The following is a 9,891-nucleotide window of genomic DNA, read 5'->3' as shown; positions in this document are numbered from 1 at the left end:
ATGCCCGGGATCAAAATTGGGCCACATATAATCATAAGTACCCCAGATATATGTATCATTAACAAACGAGTAGGATATCTCACTTGCTGCTATCAGTCCTAATGCTCCCTGAGCATGACGATGAAAGGCTTCCGCAAAGCACTCACTGCTCCAGTTAAACTTACCCGTAAGACAATTAGTAGAAAACACAAATGCCAGGTCTTCATTATTAAGCCCTCCCAGATCACTATTACCATAATCCGGTTCTCCCCAACCTGTTTCTCCTCCATGATCTCTGTGTTGAAGCATAAAGCAGCCATTATTAATATCATTATTAACGCTTGCAGCATTAGCATTCCAGCTGGGGATAACTGCCGGTGATGCCCCCAGGTATCCTAAACCATTACTGCCAAAATAATTCACTACTGTAGATGTATTAGTTGCGGTTGACCAGACTGTACCTGGTGTTCCGCTATAAATTGCATACTCCCTAACCGGGCTTTTATCCAGCACATTACTCCAAAATCCTCTCACTACTTCAGTGGCAAGAATGAACCAGCGTTCTGTCTGCCAACCTCCAGCAACAACAGGATTCTGATAAAAGCCTGCATTCGTGGGTGGATTTCGTTCATAATTTATAAATTTATGGATCATCAGCTCAAGTTCTGCATCTGTGCGACCCGTTATCCGAGCAGTGGAAAGATCTGGAAGATTATTACCTGTCACATCTGCAAATAGATTATCTGATATGCAATAATTATTATATGTTGGACTATTCACCGAGTTTGTGGCATTTGTCCCATAATCTCCGAGGAATAATACTGCTACAGGTGGAATATCCCAGGTGTTATATGCCGTATTTATGTAATTCTCAATTTGACTATTTGAGCTGCCAGTCTCTGCCAGAGTAACTATACCAGTTCTGATTCCCTGCTGAGTCCTGAATATCCTGATTGAATCCGCCCAGGTAGTAAAAGCCTCCCCAGTAGGACAAATTATCAGATATTCATAATCAGGGGTTCTATGATTTGTCTGTATTTGAGAATAATCCAGCTCAGGTAATAATTCCCAGTTCAATAAATTTCCTTTTAGTATAGGATCCCACCAGCGGCTACGCAGCCTGTCTTCACCAAACCTGCTTTCCCCACCCTGGAAATTTAGTGTGATCTTTATATCCCGATAAACGTGCAATTCCTTTTGCACTGGATTATAACGGAAAGGAGAGATCCCCACCATTACATAATCCACTCCCCGTATCTCATCAATATTTGAAATCTGGCTTACTGCTGCAGGGTAAAGCTCATCTCGCTGATATGACTTACCCCGGAAATATTCCAGCCCATCTTCTGTTTCCTTGGGAATTACTGGTGCTGGAGCTATTTCCACTCCTCTGATGATCTCTTCATTGAAATATTCATAAGCCAGTTTAACGCTTGCTCCTTCTGGAATTGCTATCATCTGGCTGATACCTGGCAGATCAGGGCAACCAGCATCATTAGGCAAAAATTCATCACCAAATACTATTTCCTGAACTATTCTACCATTTATCTCTATTTCATTCAAACTGAAAGATGATGTTGACCAGGTTAGCACCATGCCATCCATTCCTGATTCTAATATGTCCAAACCATCACTGAATTCATTATCCCAACTGAAATCGCTACCAGAAAGTAAAACACTAACAATTATAAAAATCATTATCAAAAAAAAATTCTTCATTATATTTCTCCCTGAAATAAGAGCCGGCACTGATGCACCGGCTCAATAAATAAATTTTATTTCAACAGCATCATCTTGCCAGCAGAGCTATAATCTCCCGCTTGCAATCTATATAGATAAATGCCACTACCAACTGCGTTACCCATGACATCTTTGCCTTTCCATATTACATTATGATCTCCTGCTGATTGTTCACTGTTTACTAACATAGCAACTTTCTGACCCTTAATATTATATATCTCAAGTACTACAGCTTCTGCCTGTTTAAGTGAATATGCTATCGTGGTTTCTGGATTAAATGGATTAGGATAATTTCCATGTAACAAAGTAATTCCGGTGATCCCATTGTCATTAACGCTGGGAGCTGTTATTTCCATAGTTACCGGTATCCGCGTTTCGATACGGCTATCTGTGATCACTATCTCACATTCATAAACCCCAGCTTCCATCCCTTCTGGATTAAGGCTCACTTCGATAAAATCTGTCTGTCCATATTCCAATTCACCCTCTGTGTTATCAAGACTTATCCAGCTTAAGGGATATGATAATTCAAAGCTGCCATTGATCACATGCGGATCGCCACCATAACTATCTCCAGTTATCTCATAATCACACACAATGTATCCCGTATAGGCATCATCAACCGTTAACACTATCACTGCTTCAGCATACTGACCTTCATGAAGATAACCATATCCAGATGGAGTTGCTCCATGCCAGGTGATAGTTATTCCATCTCCACTGGTAATATCAGGCTCCATTGCTCCACCACTTCCGCCTAACATCTGTCCGGTGTTTTCTACATATACTCCTTCTGGTAGAGTAACACTTACATCTGTTACCCACTCGCCATCAGGGCTCAAATTATATGCTGTCACTATCCATTGATATTGCTCACCTGGTTCAAAATGATGGTGATCGCATTCCATATAACTACCTGTCAGGTCTCTGCCTCTATCATCAGATTCGGTCCGGATACTATATGCAACAGGGTCATCTAAATAATTAGAGATTGCAAATGTTGTGGTATATATCTCTGTGCTGTCAATTTCTGCTTCGATCATAGCCGGGTCTATCCATAAGCCCGGAGGTGCATAAGCACTAAGATTTAATTCTTCCATCCAGCTTCCATTCGAGGTTGTAAATTGTAGATCCATTCTGATCGGATGACCAAAAGGAATATCTTCTGCTACTTCAAAATTTATCAATTCCTCAAATTCCACAAGGGTCTGTGCTGGAATAAGTCCCAGTTCCAAAGATGTCGATTCCAGAGTTATATATTCATCAAAACAACCTATGGTCATCACTGTTTCCTCAGCATCTTCCATACCCAGATTCTCAATATCCAGTGATACTGAAGTACTTTCTCCACCATTGATCACATCATCATCTCCACTCATTACCTCATAAGCATCAAGTATCAGATATGCTCCCTCGTTAGGTATTACCTGCACCTGTGTTATCAGTGGCTGAAGATTTTGACCTGTTATTGTCAAAGTTGCCATACATGGTTCATCAAATGGCTCATATTCCAGATTGATCACACCACTATCATCTACAAGTCCCACACCCATGATCTCACCATCATAGGTTAACGCCACATAAGAATAGGGATCGCAAATTATTTCCATACTATTAAGTCCCAGAAGTAATTCTTCTGGATATTCTGCAGAAATTTCTTCTGCTTCGCTGAAAAATACACTTAAGGATGGATCTCCCATTAAAGCATAAATCTCCCAGTAATAGTTCATCATACTACCACCTTCAACTACTGCCAGATTTCCTGCCATTATATAGGCAAATCCCACGGTGTACCATTGGCTGAATTCCTCATCATGCTCGTGCCACATACCATCATAAGCCCCAGCACCAGTTTCTTCAAAAGTAGGATTTGTCACTACGTCACCAGCTCCAACACCCCACCAGTAGTCTTGATCCCAATAAGTAGAATTAGTCCCACCGATATATCCTATTGCACCCTTATTCTCTGCCCTCAGCCAGGCTTCTCCAAAACAAGTGCTTACTTCAAATTTATTTGTTAAACAGCAATTTCCTACTGCAAAACAATATTGCCCTTCATTATCAAGACTATTGATATCAGCCATCGTAAAAGACGGATTTGACCAGGAATCCGAACCGCCATGTGCAGTGTAATTAATATATGATACTCCATCAGACACGTTCTGTACGATATTGGCTGCATTATTACCCGAATCTGGATACAGATAAGTATGAGAAGTTAGATTATGATCCTCATTAAAATAATAGGTAGTACCATAATTGATCTGTCCATTTCCCCAGGTGCTGCCGTGACTGGCATCCATGCCAGCTATCATTACTACTTCATTCAAATAGCTCGGATCTTCCATAGCATACATTTCATATTCAAGTGTCTTATCTATCTGAGGCTGTAACTGATCTGTATTCTGCGCGCTGAATCTGCCATAATATATCTCCGGCATGAAATCTGTGCCTTCCAAACGTACATAATTCAAATCCGTTACATGACTGCCCTCACTGCCATTATACGCTGGTATCTGCTGAGTATCACCCACGAATAATATAAAACTGGGAGCTGGATCTTCTGGTGTCGCCTCATCCCATAATCCCGCTATATAATTATGGATCAATGTAGTTGTGCTGCCTATATCATCTGTATAACCTACTATCACATCATAACCCTGAGTTGTTTTCCAGTCGATAAATTCTACTAATTGATCTTCAAACATCCGGTCGGAGACGATCACATACTTGATCGGATAACGGGTCAGGTCATCTCTAGTTTCCAGCCTGTGATAATTGATCACTTTCTGAGCATATATCGGTTCAAATACGGGTGACCAGGTACGACTGCGAAGCTCTGACGTGGCTATTGCATCTCCACCATTAAATTCAATATCCAGATCGATCGCGCTATATACCAGTATCTCATTTGTGACTGCATTATAACGCACCGGATTAATATTTACAACGAATAAACGCATTCCACGTAAAATCCCCAGCTCTTCAACACTTGCCAGTTCCAGTTCATTAAAACTATTCTGACTATATATCACCGGATCATAAATAAATTCCACATCAGCAGCAGTATCACTCTTAGATAACGGTGGTTGAGCCGGCATCATCTGATTGCTTATGCCATAAGCTCCCAGTTGATATTGATCCATTTGAGAATCATTAATTCTCACGCTTACTTCTGCACCTAACGGCACACTGAATATTCTACGAATTTTTGGTAATTTTGGCTCACCAACTTCATTTGTGCTGGTAAATCCCGCAATTGATAAATTTACAAATTCTCCCGCTTGTGTGTTCACATCAAAAAAATCGATCTCACTGATGTTTACACTAAGTTCCAGATTGTTGTCACTTTCTCCGGTTAATGTTACCCCCGTAACTTCACCAGAAACTGGTATAACTCCCATACTGCCTGACAATAATACTCCTATTGACAGCATCAGAGCTATTAAAATACTCTTTCTCATACAATGCTCCTTTATAACAAATTCTTATAAATTACTTTCTTTTATATATTAAGCAAGTTTCATACCAATCTCTCACCGTCCAGTCAAAAAAAACCCTCCGCTTCCTCTCTACACCTAAAATCACTCCCCGTTCTTTCCCGTTACCTTCCAAATACACTCCCAGTAGATCTTTAGTGGATTTATGGAAGTCTTATAAAAGTTGCACTCCTCTAAGCCTGCCATATTGCCACAAAGTAGCTGACAGAAGGCTTTTAGATAGGTCAAACGAGATTAGTTGACTGGCACTAAAGCGTAAATTGTGACGAGAACACGATACTAATCTCTCAATTTAAGAGAATCAATCTGACATCCTCCTGAAATTTGTATTATTGTTGTATTTTTGTAACTTAAAATATAATTTTCTCCGTCGGGGGTAGGGGGGGTACAAATTTTTCTACAAATAAATTAGTCCTCTGGACTAATCGTATTGATTAATTAATGGGTAAAAAAAAATTATCCTTTAACCACTCTTGTTTTAGTCCACTGATCATGCCACCATATTCCAAATCCAAATGATAAATATTCAAAAGGAACAAATCTAATAAGTGTTCTTATTACTATTGTCAATAAATTTGGTTTTGATCCATTTATCATTATGACCTTAGTTCTTGAAAATAATTTTCCCAGTGTTTTTTGAAACAGGCTCTCACTCAACACGTAATAAATGAAAGGAATTAATAGCCCAAAAATGATAAAATTAATAATAACGATTAGAAGTGATGAAATACTGCTTAAGAAACTAAGTAAATTTTCAAATATCGTAGATGTTAAATTTATAAATATTAGACGATTTAATACTGCACAAAAGGAAATATCGATAACAAAATTAGCAAATCTCCTCCAAACTGGTGAAACATCGATATTATCTCTGTGTTTTACGAAATTATAGCCACAATCACAATTTATAACTGTTTCAGGATATTCTCTTCCACATACAGGACAAGTTTTTGTTTCTTCCGATTCTTCTGGTAAGGCTTCAACTGAAAGTGTTAAACCACAATTTGGACAAATACTTTCATTAGCGCTTATACTGCTTCCACATGCTGGACATTTTTCGTAATGAATATCTTCATCTTTCATTTTTTATTTTCCCCCTTAACTTAAGTATTTCACTTATATCCTCAGAAATATCCATATTTTTTTTATTTCAATCTATGTAATTAAATATCTCTAAGAAATTCCTTTGAAATTACATTAATCAATTTATCAATATAATTATTATTTTGTCAAATTAAAAAACGTATTTCAGACTTATTTCCTCTTTATCATAGATTATCACGGTATAAGCATCCAACGTCAGGTAAGCTCCTTCATTCGGGATCACCTGTATTTCAGCAATGATCGGCTCTTTGTTCTGGCAGGTTGCTCCTCAAAAGTGCCTGTATCCTTTTTACCGGATGAATGAATATCATAGGTACTAATTAATAAGTCAAAATATTTATCAGGCGTAAACTCAATCAAATAAAGAAAGAGAAAGGAAATTGAATTTACACCAACATTTGGGACTTGACTGACGGTAAAGTATCTAAAAGGATTATATTATAGGGTTTATAGGGTTTATAGGACTTATATAGGGCTTATAGGGCTTATAGGACTTATATGACCCATAATAAAAAATGATTTAGACTAAGAGGATTGAGGCGAGACCGAGGAAGCTTACATACCCACCAATATCGGTGAGCATGGTGATGATCACGCTGGAAGCAAGTGCAGGATCAATCTTGAGTGATTTTAAAATAACTGGAATCATTGAACCAACCAGTCCGGCAATAAACATATTGCAGACCATAGCAACTGCGAGTACAAATCCAATGCGAGGATCACCTTTCACCAGATAGGCAATAATACAGGTAATAGAGCCAATAATAATTCCATTGATCAAACCGACTGTAATTTCTTTAGTGATCGCCTGCCAGGTATTGTGAATAGTAAGCTCACCCAGGGCAATACCACGAGTGATCACCGTGAGTGTCTGAGTACCGGAATTACCACCGAGCCCGGCAACAATTGGCATCAGAACAGCCAGGAAACTCATTTTGACAATTGTATCTTCAAATATACCCACGACAGAAGAAACAAGTAGGGCTGTGAATAGATTAAGAGTGAGCCAGGGCAGTCTTTTTTTAACAGAGTTTATAGGTTTTGTAAATACGCGGTCTTCTTCATTCAAACCCACCAGACGGTAGGCATCTTCTGTGGCTTCTTCTTCGATAACATCAAGGATATCATCAACTGTGATCCTGCCCAGCAGATGGTTATCTTTATCAACAACCGGCAAAACCATGAGATCATATTTGCGGAAGAGGTTTGCCACTTTTTCCTGATCCATATCTACATCAGCAACCATTGTGGCTGGTTCCATGATCTTTGAAACCAGAGCTGTATTAGCTGCCAGCAGTAACCTGCTTATTTCCAGAACTCCCACCAGATGGTTCTCTATATCAATTACGTAAACAAAGTGGATATTCTCTACTTCTTCATAATTTTTGCGGATGTATTCAATCACCTGATTGCGGTTAAAATTCTGCCTGACAGCAAGAATCTCGGTCTGCATGATACCACCGGCAGAATCCTCAGAGTATGCCAGTAATTGACGATATATGCTGCGGTCATCTTCCTGCATTCCAGCCATCACAGTTTTTGTGACAGTATCAGTTAGTTCTGCCAGAAGGTCAGCAGCTTCATCTGTTTCCATTTCATCGATAATACTTATCAGTCGATCGCGTCTGATATTTTGGATAATTTCAGTACGGTATTCATCATGTAGTTCTGCCAGGACATCAGAAGCCATTTCATTATCGAGGAGCGAAAAAACCCGGTGATGATATTCTGTGGGGATTTGATTAATAAATTCCGCTACATCTGCAGGATGATATCTTCCCAGAATAGTTCCCAGTTCAACAAAATCATCATTTTCAATAAGCTCAACCAGTTGGTCATATAATATTGCTTCCATAAGCTCTCCATTACCTTAAGAAAATTACCAAAAAAAAAGGCTGCCCGAAGAGCAGCCTTGATCTATAAATGCTGATTTATTCAGCCAGGTCTTCAGCCTTAATATTATCTGATTTGGCTGATTTTTCACTTCTTTCAACGAATTCGATAACCGCCATTGGTGCACAATCACCGCGGCGATAGCCGTTTTTCATAATTCGCAGATATCCACCATTACGGTCCATATAACCTGGTGCAAGTTCATCAAAGACCTTTTTGACTATTGTTCTATTACCAAGAACTTTATATGCCAGTCTTCTGTGATGAACAGTATCGTTTTTACCGTAGGTAATAACTCTTTCTGCCAGAGATCTAATTTCCTTAGCTTTTGCCAATGTAGTATTGATCCTGCCATGTTCAACCAATGAGATAACCAGATTACGCATAATTGCATTTCTGTGTCCGGTTTCTCTGCCAAATTTTCTACCTTTTACTTTATGTCTCATACTAATATCCCTATCTTACTGTAACTTTTGTTCTTGCTTCAGCAATTTCTTCGGATTTTCCTTCAACATCATAACCTAAACCAAGGTTATATTTTTCCAGGAGAGCATTGATCTCTTCCAGTGATTTCTTTCCAAAGTTACGATACTTAAGCATTTCATTTTCATTTTTGGAAACCAATTCGCCGATAGTATCGATCTTGGCAGCAGCCAGACAATTACTGCAGCGAACCGAAAGTTCCAGTTCATTCACATTCATATTGAATATTTTTTCCAACTCTTCCAGCTCAGGATCCATCTGAACTTCCTCAATATATTCAGGTTCTTTTTCAAAAAGAACCAGTTTATCATAGAGGTCACGCAGGATCTTTGCAGAAAGATATAAAGCATCGCGGCAATCAATACTGCCATCAGAATATATTTCCATGATGATCTTATCGTAATCTATTCTCTGACCCACGCGCTGCTTCTCAATGGAGTAGTTCACACGGGTTATGGGAGAATATATGGAATCAATGGGAATAACACCAGTAGGAAAATCTTCCACATTCTGTAAATCAGAAGGAACATATCCTCTACCAATACCAACCCAGATTTCCATATGGAATTCCATATCTTCAGTCATTTCTGCCAGCACCAGATCTTTGTTGATAATTGTAATATCAGCAGTTTCCTGGATTTCAGCAGCAGTGATCTTGCCGATGCCCTTGTGTTCCAGAACAAGTTTGGTCTCCTGAATAGTCTCTGATTGCACCACCAGTTTCTTGAGTCTGAGAATAAGATCAATAAAATCAGATTCACATCCAGGAATGGGTGTAAATTCATGATGCAGACCTTCGATTTTGACATATCTGACAGCCGCACCCTGAATTGCAGAAAGCAGAACTCTTCTCAGTGTGTTAGCAATGGTTGTACCAAAGCCAGGTTCCAAGGGACCGATTTCAAACTTGCCGTAAGTTGATGTATAGGAATCCTGATCAACTTCGACTTTTTCGGGCAACTGTAACGGTTCAAGTAAAGTCATGTTACTATCTCCTTATTACTTGGAGTAATACTCAACAATCAGCCTTTCGTCAATATTTACAGGTATTTGATCTCTAAGAGGAATATCAAGGTAAGTACCCATAAATTTCTCTCTTTCTACCTGCAGCCAGGGATATACACTGGCAGAAGCATCCATTGCTTCCAGAATAGCGATCATATTACGGCTCTTTTCTTTTATCTCAACCACA

7 protein-coding genes are annotated in these 9,891 nt (G+C 39.0%); all 7 read right to left on the bottom strand.

The annotated features are described in order from the left end of the window. The coding region (locus tag RAO94_07655; GenBank protein ID MDP8322209.1) for a C25 family cysteine peptidase at positions 1-1,698 on the bottom strand (1,698 nt) is incomplete at its 3' end. A gap of 56 nt (positions 1,699-1,754) precedes the next feature. Then, positions 1,755-5,183 carry a C25 family cysteine peptidase gene (locus RAO94_07650; protein MDP8322208.1) on the bottom strand — a complete coding sequence of 1,143 codons (3,429 nt, stop codon included), beginning with the start codon at positions 5,181-5,183 and terminating at the stop codon, positions 1,755-1,757. 492 nt (positions 5,184-5,675) lie between these two features. Then, positions 5,676-6,302: an RDD family protein gene (locus RAO94_07645; protein ID MDP8322207.1), complete on the bottom strand. Its 627-nt coding sequence runs from the start codon at positions 6,300-6,302 to the stop codon at positions 5,676-5,678. A gap of 541 nt (positions 6,303-6,843) precedes the next feature. Beyond that, positions 6,844-8,178, bottom strand: a complete 1,335-nt coding sequence (gene mgtE / locus RAO94_07640) for a magnesium transporter (GenBank protein ID MDP8322206.1) — start codon at positions 8,176-8,178, stop codon at positions 6,844-6,846. Positions 8,179-8,254: 76 nt separating this feature from the next. Continuing rightward, complete coding sequence (gene rplQ, locus RAO94_07635) at positions 8,255-8,662, bottom strand: 50S ribosomal protein L17 (protein MDP8322205.1); 408 nt, start codon at positions 8,660-8,662, stop codon at positions 8,255-8,257. Between the two features lie 10 nt (positions 8,663-8,672). Continuing rightward, positions 8,673-9,683 carry a DNA-directed RNA polymerase subunit alpha gene (locus RAO94_07630; protein ID MDP8322204.1) on the bottom strand — a complete coding sequence of 337 codons (1,011 nt, stop codon included), beginning with the start codon at positions 9,681-9,683 and terminating at the stop codon, positions 8,673-8,675. A gap of 15 nt (positions 9,684-9,698) precedes the next feature. Then, the coding region (locus tag RAO94_07625) for a 30S ribosomal protein S4 (protein ID MDP8322203.1) at positions 9,699-9,891 on the bottom strand (193 nt) is incomplete at its 5' end.

Source organism: Candidatus Stygibacter australis (genome assembly GCA_030765845.1).
Taxonomy (GTDB): Bacteria; Cloacimonadota; Cloacimonadia; order Cloacimonadales; family TCS61; genus Stygibacter; species Stygibacter australis.
The sequence above is the reverse complement of the archived record's forward strand: the minus strand, read 5'-3'. Positions and strand labels throughout refer to the sequence as shown.